We start from the raw sequence: 25,542 nt of genomic DNA on the forward strand, positions 1-25,542 counted from the left end.
CGCTTTCCTAATTCGATTTATGTCTTCTGTAAAGGATATAACTTCTGCGCACATAATTCAACGGAACACTCCACACATGTACAAGCCGGGTAAACGGCCAGAATGCAAAAATCGCAAAGGCCATAAGAATATGAAGCTTGAAGGACATCGGTACGTCTCTCATCAGTGTCGGGTCGACACGGAATACGAATAAACCGCGGAACCAGATTGAGATCGTCTCTCGATAATCGAATTCTGGCTGTACCGCATTCGTTACGAGAGTCGCAAACATCCCCATGCATACAATGGCCAAAAGCAATACGTTTACTATCAAATCAGACGCCGTACTTAAATGGCGCACATTGCGTATTGTAAATCGACGAGAGGTAAGAATCAACATACCGAGGAACGTCATCGCTCCAAATATTCCACCAATATAAACTGCTCCAATATGATATAGATGATCGTTTACACCCAGTGCATGCATCCAGGTTTTGGGTATGCCCAGACCGGATACATGACCCATAATAACCGGGATAATACCCAGGTGGAATAAGAGACTTCCGATCATCAATTGTTTCTTTTCAATAAACTCACTTGATTTCGCTGTCCAATTGAACTGATCATTTCTGTAGCGGAAAATATGCCCTACAATAAAGACGACCACACACATATAAGGGAAAATAACCCATAAAAACTGCTCTAGCATCATCATTGCGCAGCTGCCTCCTGTTCTACGCATGCTTTAAGCGTTTCGCGCAGTCCCTTGACCAGATGAAAATACGGGCTTTCCATTTTCTCCAGCGCTTTAAGTAAATGATATGTGCCGTCTTCCAGGATCGCGATTGGCATGCGGAAGTTTTCTGTCGTCTTCGGATCTTGCGACCATTCGGCGGCATACAGAAATTCACACATGAGCGGAAGGTAATCTGGCAGCTCACCATCTGGCATTTCAAGACCATACATCTCGTATAGCACCTTTAACTTGACCAACATTTGTCCCCGTTCTTTTGCATCTTCGAATTTGAAGTAAGTCATATATAGTGCACAATTTTTTTGAAAATCAAAGGTTTCTGTATACATTTCCTGAATCTCTTCCATACTGAACTCTTGCATAAGGGACCAGTAGGTGTTCGCATACGTATATGCCGGATGGTTTGGATCAAACGATGCTTCCAGAAAAGCCGGATGAAAATCCAGCTTTTCCGGGTACATGAGTTGTTGGGCGAAAAACCCGAATGATGGCTTGCATTCATACAGCTTCGCTACATTAATCACGCCAAATACCCCCGTAGAAGTTTTCTTCATACATTTCTTTTCCCGTTTTCAAAGGCTCTTCCATCCCCATTGAACTTGCCATACTACAGCCGTCACATCCAGATCCTGAACCCATATTTCCCATGGTATCGCCGTAACCCGCAGATCCTTGAGCCCGGTACGGATTCGAATATCCTTCTTTATGCGACGTTGGAATGACGAAACGATCCTCATACTTGGCAATCGCCAGAAGCCGATACATCTGCTCAGTCTGCCGAGGTGTCATGCCAATGCGCTCAAGACGGCTTTCATCAAAAGATTGTCCTGTGGATTGAGCACGCATATAGGAGCGCATCATAGCCATTCTTTGCAAGGATTCCTTCACGGTTTGGGTGTCGCCCGCCGTCAGCATATTGGCAAGGTACTGAATAGGGGTACGCATTTCTTCGATAGCCGGAAAAATCATATCGGGATTCTCAATCGAGTCTTTCCCTTCAAAGTAATTCATGATCGGGCTAAGTGGTGGAACATACCAGACCATAGGTAATGTACGATATTCCGGATGAAGCGGGAATGCCAGCTTGTGCTCAATGGCAAGCTTGTAGACCGGCGAGTTCTGCGCTGCTTCAATCCAGTCCTCCGAGATGCCGTCTTTTCTCGCTTGAGCGATCACTGCCGGATCACTAGGATCCATGAACAGGTCACACTGCGCCTTATAAAGCTCTTTCTCGTCCTGCGTAGAAGCGGCCTCAAGAACCCGATCCGCGTCATACAGCATAACACCGAGGTAGCGAATTCGTCCTGTACATGTCTCGGAGCAGACTGTCGGCAGGCCTGCTTCCACACGTGGGAAACAGAAGGTACATTTTTCCGCTTTGTTCGTCTGCCAGTTAAAGTACACTTTTTTGTATGGACAGCCCGTCATGCAATACCGCCAGCCGCGACATGCTTCCTGATCCACGAGCACAATTCCGTCCTCGTCCCGTTTGTACATAGCACCTGAAGGACAGGACGCGACACAGCTCGGATTTAAACAATGTTCGCAAAGCCGTGGGAGATAAACCATGAACGACTTCTCAAAGTTAAATTTAATCTCTTCTTCGATTTTCTGAATATTTGGATCAAGCGGACCGGTTACATGCGCACCCGCCAGGTCATCTTCCCAGTTTGGACCCCACTCCAAATCCATTTTTTCACCCGTTACCGCAGAGTGCGCGCGTGCCACAGGTGAATGCTTCTGTTCACCGGCGTTGGTCAGTTGCTCGTAATTGTAAGTCCAGGGCTCATAATAATCTTTCATTTCTGGCATGTCTGGATTGTAAAAAATCTTACCCAGTGCTATTTTGGACAGCTTGTTGCCTGACTTCAGTTCCAATTTCCCTTTGCGGAGCTGCCAGCCGCCTTTATATAATTCCTGGTCTTCCCAGCGCTTCGGATAACCGATACCGGGTTTAGTCTCCACATTGTTAAACCACATATACTCCGCACCTTTGCGGTTCGTCCAGGTTGTTTTACATGTCACGCTGCACGTATGGCAGCCAATACATTTATCCAGGTTCATGACCATGGCAATTTGAGCTTTAATCTTCAAGCCAGTTAACCTCCTTCATTTTACGTACCGCAACGTACACATCACGCTGGTTGCCGATTGGACCATAATAGTTGAATCCATAACTAAGCTGAGCATATCCACCGACCATCTGGGTTGGTTTGAGATGAATTCTTGTTGGTGCGTTATGACTACCGCCGCGTGTATCCGTGATTTCAGAGCCTGGCACTTGAATGTGCTTATCCTGAGCATGGTACATGAACATAGTCCCTCTTGGCATCCGATGGCTGACAACGGCCCGGGCGGTTACGACGCCATTACGGTTGTATACCTCTACCCAGTCATTGTCAGCAAGATCGTGCGCCTCTGCGTCTTCATTGTTGATCCATACGGTAGGACCTCCACGAAACAGCGTAAGCATGTGCTGGTTATCCTGGTAGGTGGAGTGAATATTCCATTTACCGTGCGGTGTCAGATAGCGAAGCACGAGTGAATCTTGTCCGCCTTTTATTTCCCGATCCCGAGGACCGAACACCATCGGTGGCAACGTCGGTTTGTAGATCGGCAATGATTCTCCAAATTGTTGGAAAATCTCATGATCAATATAGAAATGCTGTCTTCCCGTCAAAGTACGAAACGGAACGAGACGTTCAATATTCGTTGTAAATGGTGAATAGCGGCGTCCCTTCTTGTTCGATCCAGTGAATACTGGTGTCGGTATAACTTCCCGAGGCTGTGCCGTGATACTTTGGAAAGTGATTCTTTCCGCTGCCCGATCAGCCGAGATGTCTTTAAGTTCAACACCGTGAAGCTCTTCTGCCTGCTCATAAGCCTTTTGCGACACCCGTCCATTAGTCGCGGATGAAAGATGAAGAATTGCATTGGCCACTTGGCGAGCTGTCTGGATTTTTGGCAGTCCGTCTTTAATGGACTCATCGTAATAAACTCCGTTCAACTTTTTCATTTCCTCATATTCTTCTGCTACGGAGAAGCTGACGCCATGCGCACCTGCTTTCCCAGTAGTCAAATTCGGACCGAGTGAGATAAATTTATCGTGAATTTTAGTATAGTCACGTTCGATGATGCTGAAATTCGGCATGGTTTTACCCGGGGTCGCTTCAATCTCACCCTTCGTCCAATCCTTTACAAGACCCATCGGCTGTGAAATTTCACCCACACTGTCGTGTGCGAGCGGCGCGGTCACAAGGTCTTTATATATACCTGGCAGGTACTCTTTCGCCATATTAGAAAAGACTTCGGAAAGCTGGCGGTAAATATCCCAGTCTGCACGAGATTCCCACAGTGGATTAACGGCCGGATTAAACGGGTGTACGAAAGGATGCATATCGGTTGACGACAAATCCGTTTTCTCGTACCAGGTTGCCGCCGGAAGCACGATATCCGCGTACAATGGGGTTGTCGTCATCCGGAAATCAAGTGCAACCATCAGATCAAGCTTTCCTTCTACATCTTCTCTCCAAACGATTTCCTCCGGTTTCTGCTCCTCGTTCGGCCGGGCAAGCAGGGCATCAGATGCTCCGAGTAAATGCTTCATGAAATACTCTTGTCCCTTTGCCGAACTGGAAATCAGATTGGACCGCCAAACAAAGAGTGAACGCGGGAAGTTCTCGGCTGCCCCAGGATCTTCTACAGCGAAGCGTGTCTTACGTGATTTAATCTCTTCCACAGAATGTTTAATGATGTCCTCGTTGGACTTTTTGCCTAATTGCGCTGCCTCTTCGGCGAACAACAGACTATTTTTATTAAACTGTGGATAAGAAGGTAGCCAACCCAGACGCGCTGCGAGCACGTTGTAGTCTGCTGGATGTCTGTAACTGACATCCCCGCCAGTCGGTGACTTCAAAGTGTCTGTTCCACTTTCTTCGTAACGCCACTGCTCTGTTGCAAAGTAGAAAAACGATGTAGCATTTTGCTGTCGAGCTGCTCCTTGCCAGTCTTTTGCAAAGGCAATCGTTGACCAGCCTTCGATTGGGCGGAGCTTTTCTTGACCCACATAATGCGCCCAGCCTCCACCGTTTACACCTTGGGAAGCCGTCAACACGACAAGGTTCAAGATGGACCGATAGATGGTGTCACTATTGAACCAGTGGTTGATACCCGCACCCATAATAATCATGGAGCGCCCTTTGGTATCGATAGCATTTTGAGCAAATTCCCGAGCAATCTGTACCACAACAGACGCCTTCACACCTGTGATCTTCTCCTGCCAGGCAGGGGTATAATGCGAAGCTTCGTCGTAATAATTCTTGGCGTTATGAGAGCTGTCATTGCGTGCGACACCGTACTGGCTCATCATCAAATCGTACACGGTTGCTACGTAACGTTCCGAGCCATCTGCCAAGCGTACTTTTTTGGCCGGAATTACACGTTTGAATGTTCCATTACCCGCGTTATCAAAATAAGGAAATACGATTTCTTCCCATTGCTCGCCATGACCTTCCACAGTGAGTGCGGGCTCAACTTTTGTTCCGTCTTCCCGCTCCAGAATCAGGTTCCATTTCTTATCCTGCTCCCAGCGCTGTCCCATCGTACCGTTCGGAACCAGCATTTCCCCCGCTGCTTCGTCATATATGACTGGCTTCCAGTCCGCATGCTGCGAAGCATCTCCAAGGTCACTCGCCCGTAGGAAACGTCCACCTTTCCAGGCTCCCTCGTGCGGATCAAGCAGAATCATAAACGGCATATCTGTATATTGTTTGGCATAGTTAATAAACATCGGTTCTTGGCGCTCTTTGTAAAACTCATCCAGAATAACATGTGTCATAGCCTGGGCTACAGCAGCATCTGTACCCGGATGTGGTGCAAGCCAGTTGTCAGCGAACTTCACATTCTCCGCCAAGTCGGGAGCCACTGATACAACTTTTGTCCCCTTATAACGTACTTCCGTCATAAAATGAGCGTCTGGCGTCCGGGTAAGTGGTACATTCGATCCCCACATGATCAGGTAACCCGCATTGTACCAATCAGAAGATTCCGGTACATCCGTCTGCTCACCCCAAATTTGAGGAGATGAAGGCGGAAGGTCGGCATACCAGTCATAGAAACTCAACATCTGTCCACCAATAAGCGAAATGAATCTGGCTCCTGAAGCGTAGCTTATCATTGACATCGCCGGTATTGGCGTAAAGCCCGCGATCCGGTCAGGACCATACTTACGAATGGTATAGATGAGTTGCGCCGAGATCAGACGCAGCACATCGTCCCAAGCGACACGGACATGACCGCCTTTTCCGCGAGCTGCTTTGTAGAGCTTGGCTTTCTCCGGATCTTCCACAATGCTTGCCCATGCTTCCACCGGATTGGCATGTTCCTGGATGGCAGCCTGCCAAAGCCGCAACAGCTTACCGCGCATATAAGGGTATTTCACACGTAATGGACTGTATTCATACCAGGAAAATGTAGCGCCACGCGGGCATCCCCGCGGTTCAAATTCTGGCATATCTACACCGCAGGAAGGATAATCGATCTGTTGATTTTCCCAAGTAATGATGCCGTTTTTCACAAAAACCTTCCAACTACAGGAACCCGTGCAGTTCACTCCGTGAGTCGTCCGAACCACTTTGTCGTGAGACCAACGCTGTCGGTACACGTTTTCCCATTCTCTATTTTTTTCCTCAAGGATTGACCAATTTCCCGAATAGCTTTCGATCGGTTTAAAAAAGTTGAGGTTGTATTTTTTTTTCATCGATGACCAACACTCCTTTTTAGAATAAATCATCCCAACGCAAGTTCCATGGGAAGGTTCATTCGCTTACTCTCATTATGTAATTCATTCATCGCTGTTCCCATTAGGGAATGTCCTATAGCGCTACAGGAAATCCCTCGTTCTATCGAAAGATACAAAAAAGCCTCCCCCTGCTAAAGGGAAGCTTATATGAAGAGATTAATTGTTCTTTTGGCCCGTTAACAGGAGCATGATAAAAGAAATGAGTATGATAGAGCACGTCCAGGCCCAGGCCATAGGAAGATGCCCAGAATCCACCGCAATATAAATGGCCGTCGGAATCGTTTGTGTTTTACCCGGAATATTTCCGGCAATCATCAACGTAGCACCAAATTCGCCCAGGCCGCGGGCAAAACCGAGTATAAAGGCAGCTTTAAAAGAAGGGAAAATTAAAGGAAAGGTGATATACCGGAAAACCTGCCATTCACTTGCACCCATCGAACGTCCCGCGTTTTCCAAGTCCTGGTCAACAGAAGACAATCCCATTTTCAGTGTCCGATAGACAAGAGGAAAAGCCACTACCACCGCTGCTATAACCCCAGCCCACCACGAGAATATAATAGGTTCTCCAAACGATTGCTCCACAAAACGTCCGAACCCGCTTTTTCGTCCTAGTAATATTAGTAGTAAAAAACCAACAACCGTCGGTGGGAGTACCAAGGGCAGCATAAGCACAGTTTCAACAACCGTTTTCCCTTTAAATAAACCTAACCGTGACATGGACCATGCCACAAGCAAACCTAATATGATTACTAGAACGCTGGATAACAGTGCAACCTGCAACGATAAGCGGATAGGAGGCCAATATTCATTCCAATCTATATCTTGCATGCTCACTTCGGTATGGTAAATCCATACTTAGCCATAATATTCAGAGATTCTTGTGATTGTAGGTATGCATAAAAGTCTTCGGCTTCTTGAATGTGCTTTGAACCTTTGATAATCCCGATTGGATACTCAACAGGTGAATAGGTTTTGGAATCCACCGCAAAGGCGATTTTTGCCTTTTGTGAAGTTAATGCATCTGTTTTATATACAAATCCGACATCAGCATTCCCAGTTTCCACATATTGCAGCACTTGTCTAACGTCTTTTGCTTGAACCAGCTTGCTCTGTAACGTGTCCCAAAGCTTCGCTTTCGTCAGCGCTTCCTGTGCGTAGTTGCCTGCAGGAACACTTTCAGGAATTCCGATCACAACTTTCTTCACTTCTCTTTTTGTTAAATCGGTTACACTCGCAATGTTCATCGTCCCATCTGCTGGGATAACCGCGACCAATTCATTCGTCAGCCATGTTTTTTGTTTATTACTCTCTATTAACTGCTGATCTACGAGAGACTTCAAGTTTTTCTTCGAAGCGGACAGAAACAAATCCGACGGCGCTCCTTGCTCAATTTGTTTTTCCAACGCACCAGAGCCACCGAAGTTAAAATTCAATTGGATGCCTGTATGGGTTAATTCGTATGAATGCTGAATTTCTTTGAGCGCATCCGTTAAACTTGCAGCTGCGGATATGGTAAGCTCAACAGTTTCAGCCTTTTTCGAAGAATCCTGGCTGGAGGCCTCGTTGTTCTGGGCCGTGCTGCTACCATTTGAAGCTGATTGTTGCCCCGCACCGCACCCTGAAAGTAATAAAATGATGGAAATAACCAAAACGAAAACAGTGCTACTTTTAATTAATTTATGCAATTGGTTCGGCTCCTCATGTTAGTTCATCATTAATTAATGGGTTTTGCTATTAGCTGTGCCTGTTTCGTACGTTCGATCAATGTACAATTTTCAAGAAGAATATGATTAAAAATATCTGCTTCCAGGTCTTCTAACCGTTTCAATACGAGTCGGTGCGTACCACAAGCTTCCTGCATCGGCTCAAAGCCATTTGTGATCAAGCGCATTTCCTTCAGGAATTCCACCACCGTTTGATGTTCGTTTTGCAACTTGGACAAAATTGGATTTAACTCATCTGCTCGTTCCATTGTTGATTCTTGTAAAAATGCTTCAATCATCGGAAACACAAGGTCCTCCTCATATTGAATATGTTCCGATATTTCCTGTTTAAGCAAGGTGAACAGTTCATTAACTCGCTTTAGATGCGGATAACGTTCGCCATGAACCCGCGTTAGTTTGGTTACATACGGCGTTAACGCCGATAGTTCTTCCCGAAGCTTCGTATGATACTCATTTTGAATATAGGCGATTAGTTCTTTGGGTTCGAGTGAAGGAGGTTGCATTTGCTTATGCTGTGCCTGCTTTTCTTCCACTTCATGTATCTGCGTCAGCAGTTCACCAGCGTGGAGACCTTGATTGGCTGCTGCTTCACGGAGCGATATTTTCCCTCCACAGCAGAAATCAATCCTCAGTTTGCGGAACAGATCTCCCGTTTTGGGTACTGCTTTCACAATGTCCGCCACCCATGTTTCTTCCGTTAACTGGCTCATCTTCCATTCCTCCATCTTACTTCGATTTTATACTTAACTTTCATTCTACGTCTCCCTTAAAGCTGAACCAATCAGGGGGTTCCCTCTTTCATTCGTGGAAAGAGCCTGATTATAAAAAATCAGAAAGCAACTGTTCAGCCGCTTCTTTCCCTTGAGCGATGCAATCTGGAATTCCAACGCCCCCATAGCCGGCACCACATAGGAAAACACCCGGTAAATCCTGTGCGAAGTCCTGTCTGATCTTCGCCATATGCTCTTTGTGTCCAATCGGATATTGCGGCATTGATCGATCACACCTACTGACTTCGGTGAATTCCGGTTCCGCTTCCAGGCCCATTAAATCTTTCAAATCTTTACGCGCGGCATCCACAAGTTGATCGTCTGTCATCTGAATCCACTCCTGTGCACCTGCATGTCCAATGTAGGTCCGTAAAAGCGTATATCCTTCAGGAGCAGTATGGCTCCACTTCGTCGAAGACCAAGTACATGCCGTAATCTTTTTACCTTCTTTGCGGGGTACTAAAAATCCCGTTCCCTCAAAATTAAGATTAAGATCTGTGTTTTTATAAGCAAGAGCAATATTGGCTACGGAAACATAGTGAATCTTGTGTAACCAGCTAGCGCTTGCAACGCCGGAGAATAATGTAGCCGCTTCAAAAGCTGGAACAGCGCAGATCACCGCATCCGCATCTATTTTTTGTCCATGTTCTAAAATGACCTGATAACCGCTTTCTTTCCTTACTTCAACTACACCTTGCCCCATAACAAAACGTACGGTATCCAGCCTTTCCTTTAGCCGCTCCACGATCGAAGATAATCCTAGCCGATAAGAAAGAAACATACTTTTCTTAGCGATATCTGGCAGGTTGTCTTGTACTGCTGGCTTTCTCCCCGCCCCTTTAGACATACCCTTAATCAGACTTCCATGCTTTTGTTCCATTAGTTTAAATTGAGGGAAGGTTGACATGAGGCTCAGGGAATGTGTATCCCCAGCGTAAATTCCAGACAGCAGAGGTTCCGTAATCTGGTCCAGAACTTCTTTGCCGAGACGCCGTTTGATAAAATCACCTAGAGATTCGTCTGCATCACCTTTCTTTGCCGGAATGATTAAATCCAGGGCTGCCCGTGCTTTTCCCAGCGGAGAAATAAGTCCTGTCCGAATGAAGGGAGTGAGCTTTGTTGGAATGCCCAGAATGAAGCCCATCGGCATCGTATGAAGTTTACCCTTATGCAAAATGCTAGCAGATTTGGCTTTCGGGTTTGTCGATACCAGCTCTGCTTCCAGCCCCAACTCCATAGTCAAATCCAATATTGCCGTCTTTCTGGCCAAGAAAGCATCCGGTCCTTTTTCGATCATAAAATCGTTTTGGCGAACGGTTTGCAGTTTTCCTCCTAGACGTTCACTTTTCTCCACCAGTGTAATCTCCACTTCAAGTTGCCGATCCTCAGCCAGCTTTTTCACATAAAAGGCAGCACTTAAACCGCTTATTCCTCCACCGAGAATAACGACTTTTTTAGAACTTTTCTTCATGAAAACACTTTTCCTCTCCAACCCCGGGTATATAAGCGCAATAAGGGTCACTCTCCAAATAGTCTCCTGTTATTGCAAAAGCCCTTGCTCTGGAGCCCCCACAGACAGCCTTGAATTCACAGACTCCACATTTACCTTTAAGTAGGGACTTATCTCTAAGATTCATCATGATCGGAGAGTTGCGATAAATGTCTGCCAAGCTATCCTTTCGTACATTCCCGCACATAAGAGGCAGGAAACCACTAGGGTATACTTCGCCGATATGACTAATAAAAACAAATCCATCTCCGTCATTTACGCCTTTAGGAGCACGTCCTAAAACATCTGCCCTCTTTTGTCCGTCTGCTACACTGTTCTCACCTGCGCTGTGCTTTTGCTGCAGCACGACCCTCCGGTAGTGAGGAGCTTCTGTAGCCTTCACTCCGTACGGCATCTGTTGCTGTATTTGATACAACCATTTCATTACGGCTTCATGCTCATCAGGAGTAATCATATCTTTCTCCATGCCACGTCCAGTTGGAACAAGGAAAAATAAACTCCATAACACAGCCTGCATTTCCTTTACTCTTTCTGCAATTTGCTCCAGATCATGAAGATTGTACCGGGATACCGTAGTGTTCACTTGAATAGGGATGTTCAGTTCCTTTAAATAACCAATTCCTCGCATGGTCGTATCGTAAGAACCCGCTGTACCCCGAAAATGATCGTGAATCTCGGCACATGAACCGTCCAGACTAAATGCCCACCGCGATAATCCAACTTGCTTTGCTTTTTCTACCGCTGTTCGTGTCACTTTAGGAGTGGCACTGGGGGTCATTGAAACCGACAGATTTTTCTCTTCAATTGCATATTGAGCCAGTTCAAACAGATCAGGACGCATTAAAGGATCTCCGCCTGTGAATACAAGCAACGGATGATTCATTTCAGCGATTTGATCTATTAGCTTCTTACCTTCTTCTAATGTCAGTTGACGAGGATCAGGTTTGTACTGAGCTTCCGCTCTACAGTGAAGGCACTTTAAAGCACAAGCTCGTGTAACCTCCCAGATGACTATAAACGGGTCAGTATGATAATCACGCGGCGTTTTTAAAGATATCATTGATGTCTCTCCTTTTAGAAATATAAAAACAACACAAAAACATAGAGCATCATTGAAAATCCAATTTCCGCCATGCCAACTTGTTTTGCCTTTAATCCGAGTTTAGGAAGCCATATGGCTCTTATCAAAAAAATTAAAAAAGGAACAAACAGAAATAACTTTAACCAAATGGCAAACAACAAAATCACCACATGATAGATAACGGAAGCATAATGGTAACGTATATTTTTTCTTTCACGAATGATCGTTTTGACATACAAAGCAGTTCCGATAAAGTAAAGCACCAAAAGCAAGAATAGCTCTGTTGCTACCCTCCAATCCTCTCCTCCCCCCATATAAATAACGGGATATATAAAAGAACAAAAGAGTAGAATTGCAACAATGTCATTGAGTAAAGCACGTTCATTTTTCGTTCTCGCAAAATAAATATTAGCCATAAAAAAGAGCAATAAAAGAACTCCATACCAGATCAAGGCAGGCTCAAACCATATCAGTGAAATTAACAAAGGAAGTAATATCACTCCGTATACAACGGCGGGTTTGCGATATCTTTCACTGCTGCCTGTTTTGATCCATTGGAGGACAGGAAAACTGAATAAGTAGATAAAAAACCAGCACACAAATAGGGGTATATGAATGAGATCCCCTCGAGAAGCAGCTAAACCGAATAAAAATGGAAGAATGAGCATAGCCCAGGCTCCATGTTGATTGGGTATGTATCTGCTCATCCCCCTCAAACCCTTGATCCTTTTTTCACAATCTTTTTTATGTCTGTTATTTCGGTTAATCGATTCATCATCCATTCCCCCAAGATTGAGTTTTATCTTCTAACTTCATTCTAAGTATTATATGAAATTGAACCAATTAGGGAGTTCCCTTTTCCTTAGAGGGGAAAATCCTAACCGGAAAAATAACGCTATTTTCTTATGCTATACTGTACTAAAAAAGGGAACAAAGAAAGGATGAACTGTTATGGGAGGACCTTCTTTACGTCAACTGCATGCTCATCATGCCATTCATCAAGGCGGGCTATCTGGCGCTCTAGATAAGACGAGAGAAGTAGAGGAATTATTGGAAGCGAAAGAATTCCAGGTGGCGCGCCAGGCTGCCGACCACTTGATCGAATATTGGGAAACCCGCATTCTCAGCCATGCTGATGCAGAAGAGGAAGGATTCTATCAGGAGATGGTCGAGAAAAAACCAGAACTGCAGGAGGCTGTCGTTAAACTTACACGAGATCATGATTTGCTCCGAATCATTGTAAAAGAGCTCAAAGCCGGGATCCGTGAAGAAGGGCTTACGCCTGAAGTTCTTCAACAGTTCCACGCGCTTCTGGTTGTCAATGCCATTCATAGTCGGGAAGAAGAACGTTTATTGTTTGAGCAACCGTCATAATCAAGATGTGGCATGACGATTCACATTCTCTATAAAAACGTACCAAAGAAATAGTCCAACGCCTCTTGTGAGTATCCGTCATCTCCTTGCCAGGCTGCTACGGAATAAAAATCATGATTGCCGTGCTGTCGTTTACGAGGCGTGTCCTGTGGGACCAGCAGTCCGGCATATCCCCACACCTCCATGACAACATCACGCTCGTTTTTGCTGGATGGAAACACATCCTTCCAGCGCTTTTCCAATTGACGTGCACTGCTTTGAGCATCACAGTTCTGAACAGCTTCGAGCATGTTATGGAGTATAGCTAGATCCTCATCGGAAACCTGAACATCCTCTTCTTGACTGAACAATTCAAGGTCCATCCAGCAATACAGAAGGTGGTTCAGACGAATACCGCCCCATTTGATTCGTTCAAAATTTAGTACATTCAAATCTTTATTGACGTATTCCTTATCGGACATCAATTTATTAAAATTACAATCCCCACAGCTACTGTAATTGGGCAGGACGACAGGCCGCTCCCCATAGGTGTGCAAAGGAAGCCCTGCGGTTAATGCCCAGCTCGATAAGGCGCTTCGTAAATGAACCTTTTTCGTGGAAAGACTATGCAAAAATGCTGCTGCCACTCGTTCTTTTGTAGCCTTTTGCTGGTGCAGCTCATGCAGCCTGTTTATAATCTCGTTATGTGTAATGGTGATCGGATCGAACATCAAGCCCTTACTTTTGGCATATTCAAAATCCTCACCCGAAAAAGATCCCCGCTCCTGCTTCCAGCCGCTAGAGGACCAGAATGTGTTCATCAGTATTTTTTTCGCCTTTTTATCCACAACACATCTCCCTTACTCATCCAACACCCTCACCTCCAGCACAAAGCGCAGGGTTGTCGTGTATTTTATGTAAGATCACTATTCATCTTTATACTTAAAAGCAATGGCCGTATTTCCCGACCGGGGGTCAAAATAAGAAGAGATTTTCCCCCAGTTCAGTTCATATTCCATATAGGGGTAAGGCTTTGTTTGACGATAGCTTGGCTTTACGGACAAATGTTGCTGTAACAAACGATCATGCTCCCTTTGCCGCTTTCTCTCCCCTTCTTCAGACCAATTATCCCACGAAGTTGGAAATTCATTGCCCTGGAGCGAAATCTCCACGACAACTAGGCTGGTATCCTTAAAGCATACAGACACAAAAAAATGCCGACGCAGCAAAGAAACCTGATCGAAATGATACCAGATATACTCATTTCCTAGCTTTCTTACAGAATGAAAATATTTCGAATACCAGTCGGCCTCTAACAACTGATCTTCCGTTAACGATGAGTAAATCGCACGCTCACCATCGACCTGAATGATTCCCGATTCCCAGTCATTCATTGCTGCCACTCCTTCAGCTATTATGCCAATCTCCTACAGTTGCTCTCTGCCCTTATTTGTCCACATGATTGAAAATGGCCTGCCAGGCCCGATCTAGCACGCGCGTATGTAATTGTTTGGCATAAACAGTTCTAACGATGGCGAGAACGATCACACCCACGAATACAACACTGAGCAAAGTAATAGAGGGAACCCAATAGTCAAACATGGCATTCGCCAGCACTTGCAGCAAATGTCGTTCGGGTTGTAAATATTCCATTGCCGCAACGATGCCTGCTGCCAGCAATATGATCACAGATATGATCATAAGTATTACATTGATTACTTTGTATTTAGCAAGCCCTCGCTGAAAAACGCGAGTTCCCGTATATTGCTCCAGCACGATGATCTGCTTGTGAAAATCATGTTCTACCTGCTCTACAGGCAGATCGTGCTCCTGAATAAATGCATGAGCTTTCTTCAGTTCGGATTGAATAAATAAACTACTCTGGATAGCAGATCCCAGCTGACCTAAAACATTCATATCTTTTCACTCCACTTCAATAGTATCTAACTTACGAGTATATAGGGTTGCCATGCTCTACAAAACGATCGGTTCCAGACTGCTCTCTAAATGAGCCTATTAGTAAAAATCAAAGTAACCCCGCCAGACTCCGTCATTCTGATGCTTGGCAAAATAAAAGCTGCCTCCATCCACAATATTCAATTGGGCTTTGGCATCCGAAGCAATCTGAAATACAAATTCATAGCCCTCGCCAAAGTCAATGCCCGATTGAATAAAGCTGGGATAGCCACCGATTTTGTGAACCGCATATATTTCCTCTACGATGTCCTCAAAATAGTCGGGTTCCTCCTTGTCCATTTGGTTAAGGGCATCGCCGTATTCCTCAGGGATGTCATCACCGTCCCAGACCGGATAATCATTCTCTTTGAGTTCAGGGAACAGCGGAAATGCTTTGATTTGCATAAATGACGGACCAAAATCTTTTTCGACCAAATCCTCTACCGACGTATACTCACGAATACACATATACCCTTCCATGTCCTCATGATCCAGTACATCGGGAGACAGGAAGACTGTCAACAGCTTGATGCTACGCATAGCTTCAGGGACAAAGGGCAAGCCCGGCAAATACAATTGCATGATCGGAGCCATAGCATTCCCCTGTACATCAATGGGTCGTTCCTCCGTTGGCAAAGCCACTGTAACTCTACCAATCCAGCTTTGTTCAAGGGAATCCGACGGTCTACGACCCCCTGTATGAAAAATAGTAGCTTTACGTTTTAGAATCGTTCTTAGCTTTTCAATAGCGTTGCTGGACAACGAAATCACTCCTTTCTAATCTAGAATAGAAACAGAACAACATCCTCGCCTGCTTTAAATCCAAACTCTCTTAGTCGATCTTCCATCTCTTGAATCTGATGTAGATAATCTTCCGGCACAGCTGGCAGACCCTGTTCATTCACTAATGTCCCGCCGAGTCTGGTGCGTGCATATTCGGCACTTTTCCACATCGCCTCAAACACCGTTTGCGGCTGCGCGGTTCGCACCCCATCCATACTAAAAATTAAATCTGCAAAGCGCTCCTCTGCGAGTGTACTCAACCAAAAAAAGCCAGGCTCGGTTCCCGTATGTACGCTAAATAGTTCATCATAACCTCCCGTCCCGTGATGGTGTGCATGGAAAATGTCCATATCTCCCCACTCCATTCCGAGACTCAGCATGACATCCCAGATATCCGCTCCACGGTAAGATTGGCCTTGATCCGCTACTAGCCTAAGCATGACAGCGTGTTCCCTTTCACCTTCCTGATCTGTAAATGCTTTAAGTTTTTCCGCTTTTGCACGTGCATGGGCAGCATCCTCTCGAGGAAGCACATGAACAGTTCCCTTCTCCTGAAAACGCGCTGGCAGTGTGTTCATAAAGTCTGCAACCTTGGCTTCATCCAAACAAACCTGCATCTCTACATTATCGAATATATCTATACAAACACAAATTTTATCAAAATGGCATTCGCCTGCTGGTCTGCGCCCCACACTAGTCCACACCTGTAAATCATGAACATGCCCATACACGATATATCCTTTGAGCAATTGCAAAATATCCTCATCTGACAACGTAAAACCACTAAATTCCACATCAATCAGCCAATAGATATTAGCATCAGGCTCCACTTGATGGATTCCTTTTATGGTCTTGACAGGCTCATGTTCCAACTCCACGGCAAGGATGCTCGATACATCCTCACTCCCATGTTCGGGTAAATTCATGAATCTCTCTCCTAACTAGCTGTTTTCACTTTACAGTTTCCTATAATTCTCAATATATATTAAACTATAAATCACCAAGCACAAAATAGTATAAAAACGGTGCTGGGTTGTTGAACTTAACTTTTTAGAAATTCAAAGCTTCGAAAGGGGAGAACTCATGATGCAAAAACTTTGGCAAAAAGGCAAGGCTCTATCACTGCCTATTATGGTGTCCGCATCGCTGATATCTGGAGCGCTGTCTGTAAGTACACCTGCGGCGAATGCGGCTGCAACCAAGGAATTGCTTCAGCTATCCGGTCAGACTACTTACTATGGAGAGGTCGAGAATGGGCAGCCTAACGGACGTGGTACGATCAAATGGAGCGAATATAAGCAGTATTCGGGTGATTTTGTGAATGGCAAGCGATCAGGTACCGGAAAATATACAAATCAATACACGGATGCAGATGGACAGAATCATAAAGTCGTATACAACGGAACTTGGAGCAATGACACGATGAGCGGCAAGGGTACGCAGACTGAAGAAGTGACGCAAATGGATGAAACCGTACGTTCGAACGAGATCCAAGTAGGTACTTTTCAGAACAATGGATTACAGAACGGCTACCAAGTGATCCACGCCGTGGCCGATCCAGACTACAGCTTCACTTATAAAAATAGCAATGAAATAATAAATATCTTGCACAGTAATCAAGATCTGGTCCAAAGGTGGCAAAAAGGAGACCTCTTCTCCGTAAATTATAAAAATGGCTCTGTCCAAAAGGAATACTCCATGTTCCCTGAAGAGACTGCCACCAAAGAACGCCAAAGACAAGCGTCCATTAAGTATCTCAAAGGAATTACTGCCAAGGTCACTCCTCACTTGCAGCAGTTTGAAAAGCTGTCCAAGCAGATTCCGCTAAAGTAATTAAACCGACGCGAAATATGTATTAGTCTCTACGCAAGAAGGCCTCTCTTTCTAATGGAAAGCTCCATTTGAAAAGAGTGGCTTTTTTCATTTCGTTATGAGTGACTATAAGAACTTCGGATCATACACCTCCTACTATTCTCCCTTATGCACCCTCATGAACTCATACAAATGACTTATTTTTCACTAAAACCCCCTCCTTTTTTTGCTAACCCCCACTGGATTCACTAAAATATAAGTAATTATTTTAATCATCCGAGGTGGACATCATGGCTAAAATTATGGTTCCTCCTGAGAAACTAGAAGCGGTTTCCAGGCAGTTCGCACAGGCACGTGAGCTGGGGGCACAAATTTGCGGACAACTGTCACAGCATATTCAGATGTTGGAAAATAGCTGGGCAGGAACAACACAGCAGCGCTTTTATCAGGATTTTCATAAAGCGCGTGGACAAATGGATGCTTTCACTCAAACTGTCAGTTCTGTCAGCACAGAGCTGCGTTCCATTGCAGTAAAATTTAAGGAAACAGATACCCAAGCAGACACGGGGATTACCAAAGGAGATCACAGCGGACAGATCAGCAACAGCGAAGGGGCAACTTCCGGGAAAAAAGGACCCGATCCAGCAGATATAGCCATTAACAGCCTGTCAGAGGCCAACAAATGGCGCGGGCAACTAGGATTTGCCGGAACAGCGATCTATAGCGGTCTGGCTTCCACACTTGTGCTCACCAAAACAGTAGAATTCAAGAAAAGTCTGAAGAATCCCACTCGAGCGGTTATACATAATGCGGCATGGGTGAAAGGCAAGGGTAACAATGCTTTTATGCGTAATTTGGGCAAAAGCCTAAACCGCCAATTCGCCAAACCCGGTATTGTGATGAAGGGGTTAAAGGGCTTTGATCGATTAGTTGGAAAGCTTCAAATGGGTAAGCTCGGCCTCGGATTCAACAAAGCCAACAGCTTTCCTCAGTGGACACGGAACGTCATCGCCGGGGTGGAAAAAGGACGTTACGGCATAGCCACCCGCCAAATTCCCGGTATGATTGCCAAAAAGCTCTACCCTATTAATGCCACCATGAATATTGTGGGCGAGGGCATCAGTCTGGCTGGAAAATGGAAAAGCGGGAAGCTTACCGGAACGGATGTAGCTGTATCTGCCTCTAACGTAGCGATTAAAACCGCCGCAACTTATGGCGGCGCTGTCGTTTTGGGGTCCATAGGCGGTGCTATCGGTGGTCCGGTCGGCGCAGCCGTCGGGGCATACGTCGGCGGTACAGTGGGAAGCTGGGCAGGCGGAAAAGTCGCCAAATTTGCCGAAAAAGGGATACGCTGGGCCAGCAAATTATTTAAATAATATACACACCTAACAGATGGAGAAGGAGCCTGACTATGGACAAACAAACGGTAATTTTAACGCTTGAAGAGCTAGGCTTTGCCTTGACCGCATTGGGCGCAGAAGATATGGCTTCTGGTCTGCTCCAATCTTATTACGGGGAACTAACCGAAGATCGCTGGGAACTACTTTTTCATGCCGCAACGCATAGCCTGATATCCAAGGGTTTGATGGAACAACGGGATGACGAGCAACAACAGCTCGAATTTGATGCGTTCATTGTTGAAATTTTAGCTCATCTGGTACAAAGTCGTCAGATGCTACGTGGCTTTAAGGAGCAACAAGATAAGCAAAATACGTTAACGATACACCATGGAAATGAACGTTTTCTGTATCATTTCTCCAGTCACAATGAACTCCATTTCTTTCGCTGGTCTTCTCCAGAAGACTGGCATCACGACATTGATCAACTGTTCGGCCTGTCTGCTCCGAACTTCAATGCGCACAGCCGATACGTCGATCTGACCGAAGAACAGTGGAATGAGTTAACCTCATCCAACTTCACCATGCAGCAAATGACAACGTGGAAGCTTCATGAGTCGGCTCAACAAATGATACAAGACTGGCGGGAGGATTTTGATCGTAATCAGTGTAGCCTTGATAATTTGAGCCAAATGGTATACACGGATACGGATGAAAATGGTCCTTCTGTTACAAATCTGCTATTTGTTCTTAAAGGAAAGAATGATGTGTGGATTGTAAGAAATACAGAACTGGATATGCAGGCCACTCCATGTCTGCGAATTGAAAGTGTGACCGAAGCTGACTGGATAGAACGGATAACTTATTTCATTCAGGCGTTTGTTCCCGACGAGGCGGTATTCCGTGGATAAAATTGTATATCGAAGATCTTTGGCATTTTGGAAAGCCATGGGCAGCTTGATGTTTGTGCTTATTTGTCTGTTTTTGCTGCTGCTCATTTTTATCGACGAAGATATCTCAGCTCTACAAATCTTCTTCTTTATTACGTCCGCCATTGTCGGACTTCCTTTTTTCGGTAGCTATCTCGTGGTTTGTTTGAGCAGAACGCTTCGAAAGGATACCTACCTGTTCATCTTTGACGAGCACAGCATTTCAGATGGTATTCGAACTGTCCCGTGGGCTGCAATCACTAAAGTCGAATTCGAAGGGGCCTCCATCCGCAAATGGCTGCGCCCTCGCTTTCCCGCCTTTATTTTTCATCTGAATGACCACAGCACCTGGGAAGTCAGCACCGACTATGTGTTGAACGATATAGAGCTGAACCAAACCGGGAAACAACTTCGAACTCTCATTAACCAGCATGGCAAGTCGAAGAAAAAACGTTCCTGAATAGTGCCATTGAATATATCAAAGCTTGTCTCTATCATATGCGGCCGAATTGGCCGCAGCCAAAAATGGAATACCAAACTGGCTGCGGATAAAGGAGTCTGCCGTCGTAATCAAACCCTTGACGATCTTCCCCTCAATCCTGGTCTCCGCCAGCGCTTCTGTCGCAAAAGCAAGCAGCGCTGGATCGAGCCCACCCGCAGACCCGGTATTAATGACAAGCTCTGGGCTAAAACGCTCAATCAGCAGGGCCGTAGTCGAGGCAGCGTTCGCTTTGCCAATTCCTGATTGCAGCAAAATAACTTCCTTGTATTCCGGCTTATACTTGAAAAACACCCGTCGCTGCGATACGCTGCACCGCCTCCAGCAGCCTTTCCTCACTGTTTACCAGACTGACCCGCACATAAGAAGCTCCTGCACGACCAAAGCCTTCTCCAGGAGCGACCGCAACGTGCGCCCCGTCCAATAAAAAGTCTGCAAAGGAAGCCGATGTATGCCCCTCCGGCACCTTGAACCAGGCAAAAAAAGACCCTTGGGGAGCTGCTACATCCCAGCCAATACCTCGTAACGCTGCAATAAGAACATTACGGCGCCGCTCATATAACTTCGCGAGCTCCTGTACTGGCTCCTGGGTGCCCAGCAATGCGACAGCTCCCGCATCCTGTACCGCGCCAAAAACAGTGCTGTAGGCATGCGTATGATAATGCTTGAGCGCACCAATAACGGACGCATTTCCAACCGCAAATCCGAAGCGCCATCCAGCCATGTTATACGTTTTGGAAGCTGTATACGTCTCGACGCCATACTCCTTGCCGCCGGGGATTTGCAATAAACTAATCGGCTTATGCCCGTCAAATCCAAGAGCACCGTAAGCAAAATCATTCATAACTGGAAACTGATACCGAGCGGCATAATCCAGCGTCTTCGTCAGAAAATCTGCAGTAGCTACGGCTCCAGTCGGATTGTTCGGATAATTAATCATAAGCAATTTGACCTGCTCTGCGATTTCCTCTGGCACGGTTGTATAATCAGGCAAGAAACCAAGCTTCTCATCAAGCGGAATCGTATGAATATGGGCTCTTGCCAGCGCAGCAGCGGAATAATATTGGGGATATGCCGGATCGGTGGTCAATAACCAATCACCGGGATTCAGCAGCGCCTGTGGAATCCCCATTACGCCTATGGCTGAGCCGTTGAATATGGCAATCTCCCGGTCAGGATCCAGCTCCACCTGATACTCCCGTTTATAGAACGCGGCGACAGCCTCCAGCGTGCTTTTTTTTCCATGAAAAGGCGGATAGCCCTGATTGATCGGTTGATCAACCGCTTCCTTCAAAGCGCTGATAATATGCGCCGGTGTTGGCTGATCCGGGTTGCCGGCTGCCAGATTAATTACATCTATTCCTTTACTTTTATACAGATTCACTTTGTCATCTATTGCGCTAAAATAGTTGTCAGGCAGAGCCTTGACGAAATCAGAGGATGAAAAAATCACGTTCATATCCACCTTCTATCCATAAGATACAGGCTGACAACGTCAGCCCGCAGAAGATAATGCCCCATATTATTTGAAATAGCTTGGCAACTTGTAGCCTTCATAATCAGGGTTCGAATGGATGTACTTTTGGAATTCATCTGAATGATATCCTTCAATAATGTCTTTGACGAAGGGCTTATCCTTGTTCTTGCTGTCCACAGCGACCACGTTCGTGAACGGATCTGTCATATTTTCAAGCTTTAATGCCGAGGTCAGCTTTATTCCATTCGATACAGCAAAGTTCCCTTGTATAGCCGCAAAATCAACATCCTTCAGTACACGTGGCCCCTGTGCCGGATCGGTAGCAACAAATTGCAGATGATGCGGATTAGAGGTGATGTCGTTCACCGAGGTTTGCAATGGATCGATATTGTCCTTTAACGTAATCCAGCCTACTTCCTTCAAAATATTCAGCGCACGCAGCATATTGACTGGCTCGTTGGGCAGGTTGATTTGGGCTCCATCGCCGATTTCGTCAAGGCTGGTATGCTTGCTGGAGTACAATCCCATTGGAGGAGTGGGGACCTGTACAGCACCAATCAGATCAATATTCTCCCGCTTATTCATAGAATCCAGGTAAAGCGAATGCTGAAACACATTAGCATCAATATCCCCCTTAGCCACGGCTACATTGGGCTGAACACCGTCTGTAAACTCTTTATATGTAATCTTATATCCTTTCTTCTCCAAATATGGAGCCACACCATTCTTAAACTGATCGCTATATGGACCAGGATTAAAGCTGATATGCAGTGTTTTCTTTTCTTCACCCGCAGCATTGCCCGACGTATTCTTGCTGCCGCAGCCTGAAATAAAAAGCACGACTGCTCCCAACAGCAATATAAATGAAATCCATGGTTTCTTCATTTGATGTCTCCCCCTGCTCCTTGATATCATCTACTTTTGGTGAGTTAAAATGTTTACAGTCGCTCAAAATACCAAGTAATTTGATGAGTTTTATAGATATTACAATGATTTTTTATTCACTGTCAACAACATTTAATTACGCATCTTCTGCATAGCAAAAAAAGGGGCACAACTGGAGATCACCTTGAAAGCAAAACACTTCACATGTTTGTAATATTATTCCGTTTCAATTATACCCCCCATGGGTATAATTGAATATGAAAATAAAACCCTAAAGGAGCTATTAAATATGAGAATGCAATGGGCTTTGCTCGCTGGTACAGTCATGATGATTTTGAGTGGGTGCGGGAACAGTAACGCGCCGAACCAGGAGCATACGGCAAACAGCAGTCAACAGCACGACACATCGGAGATGAACCATTCCACTTCCAGTGAGCTTCCTGTCGGATTAAAAGAAGCTGAAAATCCAGCCTTCAAAGTTGGTAGTCAAGCGACTATACGAGCTGACCATATGGCCGGCATGAATGGGGCTACGGCCACGATTGCGGGTGCTTATACGACTACTGCTTATACAGTCTCCTATACACCAACCACTGGAGGAGAAAGAGTGAATAATCATAAGTGGGTTATTCATGAAGAGATTAAGGATGCAAGTAGTGAGCCCTATGCACCGGGCACAGAGGTTATCCTTGCAGCAGATCATATGAAGGGGATGGATGGGGCTAAGGCTACCATTGATTCCGCCGAGCCAACGACCGTATATATGGTAGACTATACGCCGACTACAGGGGGAGAGCCTGTCAAAAATCATAAATGGGTGACGGAGAGTGAGCTTTCAGCCCATTAGAACTCTTTCAGCACAGGTCGCTTGTGATAACAAAAGGGAGCCTGGCATCGGCTCCATTTAACGGCTTTATTTGAGTTTGGACAAACCTACTTCGCTAAATTCAGCTTGGCCTCCTTGATATCATACAAAGTCCCTTCGTTGGAATCTACAAGCTTTTTCATTTGTTTGTTGGCTAGTCCATTTGCAGGCACGATTGCATTAAAAATAACATCATTTTTCTGTAATTGCTCGTTGATTTCATCCACAGAAAAACGGGCTTTACCCAGGGCTGTATTCTTATCATGAACTGGTGCATCTGTAATGAATATGATTGTTTTGGAATTAGAATTTTTGGGAAATTTACTTATAGCTAACTGAATAGCCTCTAATCCCGATTCCTTCAAATCCCCGCCAGCGGAAGGGCGCAGCATATTCAAGTTACCTTTTAACTTATTTTTATCGGTCGTAAACTCCAAAAATTCTAAATCTTTATCTGCCTTCAGATTGATATCCCGAAATGCAACGACAGCAAAATGAGAACCTGCTGGAACGGAATCAACAAAGCCTTTCACCTTCTGTCTCACATAATCCAGCGTCCCTGTCATACTACTCGTAACATCTATGACGAACACAATATCCGTAGATTTGGAGAAGGTGGTGGATATCTTTTTCAGAATCGTTGGATTGGATTGTGATTCGGAAGCATCTTCATTTTCCTCCATTAATTGTTCACTTTCGCTGGTTGTCAAAACCTGCGGTGGAGCAAGGAAAATCACAACGCTCTGAGCTGCAATATTCCACTTTACCTTCGCACCCAGCGCCTCACTTACAAAGCGAATAGGAACCATTACTTTGCCGTTAATGAGTCTTGGCGCCGCATTGAGACGCACTAATTTTCCGTTGATATAGGCATCCCTGGAGCCTACAGTTAACTTGATCGTTGTATTTCCTTTGGTTGCAGTAACGGTCTTGGTAGCTCCATCCCACTTCACTTTCGCCCCAAGCGCCTCAAAAACGGCACGAAATGGCACCAGCATACTTCCGCTAATAGAGGTCGCAGGCTGCTCATATTGTTGCAGTTTACCGTCTATAAACACCTCAACCTGCTGAGCCTTGTTATTATTTATAGGAACAAATTGGGGTACAGACGCTGCCGAATTTCCCGACTGATCGATCATTTTGATATAAAAGTAATATCCACCTGTAGATAAATTCAGGTTACTCAAAGGGTAGCTAAACGTTGTTTCCGGATCGAACTGAATCCGTTTAATTAATTGAGCATCCGCATTTTTGACCATAACATATGAAGTGTACGTGGGTTGAATATTTTTCATCTTCAAACGAACTGAAAATGATGTACTTGAAGAGTTGATTGTAAATGTACCCGGAAAATTTTCTCCAGATGGGATAGACAAAGGGATTTCCGGTGACTCATCAACCGCTTGGTCCACTTTAGGCTCCTCGATCGGCTGGGTTACTTGCGGTTCAATTACTTTCGGTTCATCCACAGGTTGAGCAACTTTGGGTTCACTGGGAGTGGGAATCTCTTTTATATGGGTCTCCACCTCAGGCTGCGTTACTTTCGGCTCCTCCGCAAGTGGAGTTACTGTAGATTCATCGACTGACTGCACAGTCCCTTTCATAGTTATAGCTATAGGAAGTTCTATATGATTTTCTGATCCTGGCCCAGGTGCTGGTCGTGAATCCGCAATCGTAATTGTGGAGTTGGCATAATCGATCGTAAAGTCACCAGAAGGAATTTCAATGTTGTTGCTATACAGACGAATTGGTGTATCAGGCTTAATCGTAAACGGGAGATCAAATTTAAACACTCTGTTTACTCCATTACCATCATCAAGAATAAGCTTAAGCTTATCTCCATCTTTGAATACTGTCGAATTGGCAGCCTGAACACTTTCTGTGCACAAAGTGATCAACCCTACAAATATCGTTAAAAACGAAAGTAGGAACATCATTTTTTTGAGCTTCATTCTTATTTCCCCTTTTAAATCTATATTCTTGTCGGTAAATCATAGCATAGGGTTAGATGAAGTTCATTCCATCTGA

24 protein-coding genes and 1 pseudogene are annotated in these 25,542 nt (G+C 45.2%); 6 read left to right on the forward strand and 19 right to left on the reverse strand.

Translation table 11 applies throughout. The features are described 5' to 3' along the window. Nucleotides 1–7: 7 nt before the first annotated feature. The 10 genes from narI to NSS94_RS17340 all read right to left on the reverse strand — a co-directional run bounded on the left by narI (nt 8) and on the right by NSS94_RS17340 (nt 12,400). Complete coding sequence (gene narI / locus NSS94_RS17295) at nt 8–691, reverse strand: respiratory nitrate reductase subunit gamma (protein WP_029515513.1); 684 nt, start codon at nt 689–691, stop codon at nt 8–10. Then, nucleotides 691–1,257 carry a nitrate reductase molybdenum cofactor assembly chaperone gene (narJ, locus tag NSS94_RS17300; protein ID WP_029515514.1) on the reverse strand — a complete coding sequence of 189 codons (567 nt, stop codon included), beginning with the start codon at nt 1,255–1,257 and terminating at the stop codon, nt 691–693. Before narJ ends, narI begins: the two co-directional genes overlap by 1 nt. Then, nucleotides 1,250–2,827: a nitrate reductase subunit beta gene (gene narH, locus NSS94_RS17305; protein WP_028542275.1), complete on the reverse strand. Its 1,578-nt coding sequence runs from the start codon at nt 2,825–2,827 to the stop codon at nt 1,250–1,252. Before narH ends, narJ begins: the two co-directional genes overlap by 8 nt. After that, on the reverse strand, nt 2,817–6,491 hold the full coding sequence (locus tag NSS94_RS17310) for a nitrate reductase subunit alpha (protein WP_341039748.1): 3,675 nt from the start codon (nt 6,489–6,491) through the stop codon (nt 2,817–2,819). The genes narH and NSS94_RS17310 overlap by 11 nt, the downstream gene beginning before the upstream one ends. Nucleotides 6,492–6,689: 198 nt before the next feature. Next, nucleotides 6,690–7,367 carry a molybdate ABC transporter permease subunit gene (gene modB, locus NSS94_RS17315; RefSeq protein WP_341039749.1) on the reverse strand — a complete coding sequence of 226 codons (678 nt, stop codon included), beginning with the start codon at nt 7,365–7,367 and terminating at the stop codon, nt 6,690–6,692. Beyond that, a complete protein-coding gene (gene modA, locus NSS94_RS17320; RefSeq protein ID WP_341039750.1) occupies nt 7,364–8,218 on the reverse strand; it encodes a molybdate ABC transporter substrate-binding protein in 855 nt (284 codons plus the stop codon). Before modA ends, modB begins: the two co-directional genes overlap by 4 nt. A gap of 29 nt (nt 8,219–8,247) precedes the next feature. Next, the gene (gene ric / locus NSS94_RS17325; protein WP_029515518.1) at nt 8,248–8,967 is read right to left on the reverse strand and encodes an iron-sulfur cluster repair di-iron protein; all 720 of its coding nucleotides are present in this window, start codon (nt 8,965–8,967) and stop codon (nt 8,248–8,250) included. A gap of 109 nt (nt 8,968–9,076) precedes the next feature. Beyond that, nucleotides 9,077–10,498, reverse strand: coding sequence for a protoporphyrinogen oxidase (gene hemG, locus NSS94_RS17330; RefSeq protein ID WP_208332668.1), 1,422 nt, complete (start codon nt 10,496–10,498; stop codon nt 9,077–9,079). Continuing rightward, a complete protein-coding gene (locus tag NSS94_RS17335) occupies nt 10,482–11,597 on the reverse strand; it encodes a TIGR04053 family radical SAM/SPASM domain-containing protein (RefSeq protein ID WP_069010498.1) in 1,116 nt (371 codons plus the stop codon). Before NSS94_RS17335 ends, hemG begins: the two co-directional genes overlap by 17 nt. Before the next feature lie 14 nt (nt 11,598–11,611). Further along, the gene (locus NSS94_RS17340; RefSeq protein WP_049816889.1) at nt 11,612–12,400 is read right to left on the reverse strand and encodes a YwiC-like family protein; all 789 of its coding nucleotides are present in this window, start codon (nt 12,398–12,400) and stop codon (nt 11,612–11,614) included. 169 nt (nt 12,401–12,569) lie between these two features. Here NSS94_RS17340 and NSS94_RS17345 point away from each other — a divergent pair, with 169 nt between their 5' ends. Then, on the forward strand, nt 12,570–12,992 hold the full coding sequence (locus tag NSS94_RS17345; protein WP_029515522.1) for a hemerythrin domain-containing protein: 423 nt from the start codon (nt 12,570–12,572) through the stop codon (nt 12,990–12,992). A gap of 29 nt (nt 12,993–13,021) precedes the next feature. On the opposite strand, the gene NSS94_RS17350 is transcribed toward NSS94_RS17345, so the two are convergent. The 5 genes from NSS94_RS17350 to NSS94_RS17370 all read right to left on the reverse strand — a co-directional run bounded on the left by NSS94_RS17350 (nt 13,022) and on the right by NSS94_RS17370 (nt 16,636). Next, on the reverse strand, nt 13,022–13,819 hold the full coding sequence (locus NSS94_RS17350) for a hypothetical protein (protein ID WP_069010496.1): 798 nt from the start codon (nt 13,817–13,819) through the stop codon (nt 13,022–13,024). 78 nt (nt 13,820–13,897) lie between these two features. Beyond that, nucleotides 13,898–14,365 carry a hypothetical protein gene (locus tag NSS94_RS17355; RefSeq protein WP_341039751.1) on the reverse strand — a complete coding sequence of 156 codons (468 nt, stop codon included), beginning with the start codon at nt 14,363–14,365 and terminating at the stop codon, nt 13,898–13,900. A 52-nt stretch (nt 14,366–14,417) separates the two neighbouring features. Next, a complete protein-coding gene (locus tag NSS94_RS17360; RefSeq protein ID WP_039274393.1) occupies nt 14,418–14,888 on the reverse strand; it encodes a DUF6097 family protein in 471 nt (156 codons plus the stop codon). Between the two features lie 99 nt (nt 14,889–14,987). Then, complete coding sequence (locus tag NSS94_RS17365) at nt 14,988–15,689, reverse strand: DUF1963 domain-containing protein (RefSeq protein WP_165149720.1); 702 nt, start codon at nt 15,687–15,689, stop codon at nt 14,988–14,990. Between the two features lie 20 nt (nt 15,690–15,709). After that, on the reverse strand, nt 15,710–16,636 hold the full coding sequence (locus NSS94_RS17370) for a cell division protein ZipA C-terminal FtsZ-binding domain-containing protein (RefSeq protein ID WP_341039753.1): 927 nt from the start codon (nt 16,634–16,636) through the stop codon (nt 15,710–15,712). Nucleotides 16,637–16,796: 160 nt separating this feature from the next. Here NSS94_RS17370 and NSS94_RS17375 point away from each other — a divergent pair, with 160 nt between their 5' ends. From NSS94_RS17375 to NSS94_RS17390, 4 genes are all read left to right on the forward strand, one after another. Further along, complete coding sequence (locus tag NSS94_RS17375) at nt 16,797–17,543, forward strand: hypothetical protein (protein ID WP_341039755.1); 747 nt, start codon at nt 16,797–16,799, stop codon at nt 17,541–17,543. Nucleotides 17,544–17,812: 269 nt separating this feature from the next. Beyond that, nucleotides 17,813–18,898, forward strand: coding sequence for a WXG100 family type VII secretion target (locus tag NSS94_RS17380; protein WP_341039756.1), 1,086 nt, complete (start codon nt 17,813–17,815; stop codon nt 18,896–18,898). A 35-nt stretch (nt 18,899–18,933) separates the two neighbouring features. Beyond that, nucleotides 18,934–19,770: a hypothetical protein gene (locus tag NSS94_RS17385; protein ID WP_341039757.1), complete on the forward strand. Its 837-nt coding sequence runs from the start codon at nt 18,934–18,936 to the stop codon at nt 19,768–19,770. Further along, entirely contained in the window at nt 19,763–20,248 is a 486-nt protein-coding gene (locus NSS94_RS17390; RefSeq protein WP_069010490.1) for a DUF5381 family protein, read from the forward strand. The genes NSS94_RS17385 and NSS94_RS17390 overlap by 8 nt, the downstream gene beginning before the upstream one ends. A gap of 174 nt (nt 20,249–20,422) precedes the next feature. Here NSS94_RS17390 and NSS94_RS17395 read toward each other — a convergent pair. The 3 genes and pseudogenes from NSS94_RS17395 to NSS94_RS17405 form a co-directional block, all read right to left on the reverse strand. Beyond that, a pseudogene (locus NSS94_RS17395) lies at nt 20,423–20,560 on the reverse strand (phosphorylase family protein); the annotation flags it as partial. A 4-nt stretch (nt 20,561–20,564) separates the two neighbouring features. Further along, nucleotides 20,565–21,740 carry an aminotransferase class I/II-fold pyridoxal phosphate-dependent enzyme gene (locus NSS94_RS17400; RefSeq protein ID WP_341039758.1) on the reverse strand — a complete coding sequence of 392 codons (1,176 nt, stop codon included), beginning with the start codon at nt 21,738–21,740 and terminating at the stop codon, nt 20,565–20,567. Between the two features lie 69 nt (nt 21,741–21,809). Next, on the reverse strand, nt 21,810–22,649 hold the full coding sequence (locus NSS94_RS17405; RefSeq protein WP_341039759.1) for a MetQ/NlpA family ABC transporter substrate-binding protein: 840 nt from the start codon (nt 22,647–22,649) through the stop codon (nt 21,810–21,812). 289 nt (nt 22,650–22,938) lie between these two features. On the opposite strand from NSS94_RS17405, the gene NSS94_RS17410 reads away from it, so the two are divergent. Continuing rightward, nucleotides 22,939–23,496 (forward strand): YdhK family protein, encoded by a 558-nt coding sequence (locus NSS94_RS17410; RefSeq protein WP_341039760.1) that lies wholly within the window; start codon nt 22,939–22,941, stop codon nt 23,494–23,496. A gap of 86 nt (nt 23,497–23,582) precedes the next feature. On the opposite strand, the gene NSS94_RS17415 is transcribed toward NSS94_RS17410, so the two are convergent. Continuing rightward, a complete protein-coding gene (locus NSS94_RS17415; RefSeq protein WP_069010485.1) occupies nt 23,583–25,466 on the reverse strand; it encodes a stalk domain-containing protein in 1,884 nt (627 codons plus the stop codon). Nucleotides 25,467–25,542 lie beyond the last annotated feature (76 nt).

The sequence above is a fragment of the Paenibacillus sp. FSL L8-0644 genome (assembly GCF_038008165.1).
Classification (GTDB): Bacteria; Bacillota; Bacilli; order Paenibacillales; family Paenibacillaceae; genus Paenibacillus; species Paenibacillus polymyxa_D.

Bases quoted from the DNA above. Each gene is read 5' to 3' on its own strand.
- NSS94_RS17335 (WP_069010498.1), bottom strand. From the start codon at position 11,597: ATGATATCTTTAAAAACGCCGCGTGATTATCATACTGACCCGTTTATA.
- NSS94_RS17355 (WP_341039751.1), bottom strand. From the start codon at position 14,365: ATGAATGACTGGGAATCGGGAATCATTCAGGTCGATGGTGAGCGTGCG.
- hemG (WP_208332668.1), bottom strand. From the start codon at position 10,498: ATGAAGAAAAGTTCTAAAAAAGTCGTTATTCTCGGTGGAGGAATAAGC.
- NSS94_RS17410 (WP_341039760.1), top strand. From the start codon at position 22,939: ATGAGAATGCAATGGGCTTTGCTCGCTGGTACAGTCATGATGATTTTG.
- ric (WP_029515518.1), bottom strand. From the start codon at position 8,967: ATGAGCCAGTTAACGGAAGAAACATGGGTGGCGGACATTGTGAAAGCA.
- NSS94_RS17385 (WP_341039757.1), top strand. From the start codon at position 18,934: ATGGACAAACAAACGGTAATTTTAACGCTTGAAGAGCTAGGCTTTGCC.
- NSS94_RS17340 (WP_049816889.1), bottom strand. From the start codon at position 12,400: ATGGATGATGAATCGATTAACCGAAATAACAGACATAAAAAAGATTGT.
- NSS94_RS17405 (WP_341039759.1), bottom strand. From the start codon at position 22,649: ATGAAGAAACCATGGATTTCATTTATATTGCTGTTGGGAGCAGTCGTG.
- NSS94_RS17370 (WP_341039753.1), bottom strand. From the start codon at position 16,636: ATGAATTTACCCGAACATGGGAGTGAGGATGTATCGAGCATCCTTGCC.
- NSS94_RS17375 (WP_341039755.1), top strand. From the start codon at position 16,797: ATGCAAAAACTTTGGCAAAAAGGCAAGGCTCTATCACTGCCTATTATG.
- NSS94_RS17345 (WP_029515522.1), top strand. From the start codon at position 12,570: ATGGGAGGACCTTCTTTACGTCAACTGCATGCTCATCATGCCATTCAT.
- NSS94_RS17310 (WP_341039748.1), bottom strand. From the start codon at position 6,491: ATGAAAAAAAAATACAACCTCAACTTTTTTAAACCGATCGAAAGCTAT.
- NSS94_RS17415 (WP_069010485.1), bottom strand. From the start codon at position 25,466: ATGAAGCTCAAAAAAATGATGTTCCTACTTTCGTTTTTAACGATATTT.
- NSS94_RS17380 (WP_341039756.1), top strand. From the start codon at position 17,813: ATGGCTAAAATTATGGTTCCTCCTGAGAAACTAGAAGCGGTTTCCAGG.
- narI (WP_029515513.1), bottom strand. From the start codon at position 691: ATGATGCTAGAGCAGTTTTTATGGGTTATTTTCCCTTATATGTGTGTG.
- NSS94_RS17360 (WP_039274393.1), bottom strand. From the start codon at position 14,888: ATGAATGTTTTAGGTCAGCTGGGATCTGCTATCCAGAGTAGTTTATTT.